1 protein-coding gene is annotated in these 1,111 nt (G+C 60.8%); it reads right to left on the bottom strand.

Annotated features, from left to right (window positions below; all coding sequences use genetic code 11):
* The coding region (locus C8N45_RS22940; protein ID WP_245882843.1) for an S-(hydroxymethyl)glutathione dehydrogenase/class III alcohol dehydrogenase at positions 1-1,111 on the bottom strand (1,111 nt) is incomplete at both ends.

Raw genomic sequence — 1,111 nt, 5'->3', positions numbered from 1 at the left:
TAAAACTCCACCACGGCGCGGATTGATTTGCCTTCGTGCATCAGGTCGAACCCGTGGTTGATTTCGTCCAATGTCAGTTTGTGGGTAATCATCGGGTCGATTTCGATCTTGCCGTCCATGTACCAGTCCACGATCCGCGGCACATCCGTGCGCCCCCGCGCGCCGCCAAAAGCGGTCCCCCGCCAGCTGCGCCCGGTGACAAGCTGGAACGGACGGGTCGCGATCTCGGCACCGGCGGGTGCGACCCCGATGATGATGCTCTCGCCCCAGCCCTTGTGCGCGGCCTCAAGGGCTGTGCGCATAACGCCCACATTGCCTGTTGCGTCAAAGGTATAATCGGCCCCGCCGCCGGTCAGCTCGACCAGATGGGCGACCAGATCTCCGTCAACGTTTGAAGGGTTCACAAAGTCGGTCATGCCGAAATGGCGACCCATTTCTTCCTTGCTGTCGTTGAGGTCCACGCCGACAATCTGGTCAGCCCCTGCCAGCCGCAGCCCCTGAATCACGTTCAGCCCGATGCCGCCCAGACCAAAGACGATACCGCGCGATCCGATCTCGGCCTTGGCGGTATTGATCACCGCGCCGATGCCGGTAGTGACCCCGCAACCGATATAGCAAATCTTGTCGAACGGCGCGTCCTTGCGCACCTTGGCAAGGGCGATTTCGGGCACAACCGTGTGGTTGGCAAAGGTCGAACAGCCCATGTAATGATGGATCGGCGTGCCATCGAGCATCGAAAACCGGGTCGACCCGTCAGGCAGCAGGCCAGCACCCTGCGTGCTGCGGATTTTCTGGCACAGGTTGGTTTTCGGGTTCAGGCAATATTCGCATTCGCGACATTCGGGCGTGTAAAGCGGGATCACATGGTCGCCCACTTCAAGGCTGGTCACGCCCTCACCCACCTCGATCACGACGCCAGCCCCTTCGTGGCCCAGAATAGCGGGGAAAATCCCCTCCGGATCATCGCCCGAACGGGTGAATTCATCGGTGTGACACAGACCTGTCGCCTTGATCTCGACCAGCACCTCACCGGCACGCGGGCCGTCAAGGTTGACCTCCATGATCTCAAGCGGCTTTCCAGCTTCAACAGCAACGGCGGCACGTGTTCGCA

The organism is Yoonia sediminilitoris, assembly GCF_003058085.1.
Classification (GTDB): domain Bacteria; phylum Pseudomonadota; class Alphaproteobacteria; order Rhodobacterales; family Rhodobacteraceae; genus Yoonia; species Yoonia sediminilitoris.
Note: the sequence above shows the minus strand (reverse complement) of the source record. Positions and strands in the feature narration are given on the sequence as shown.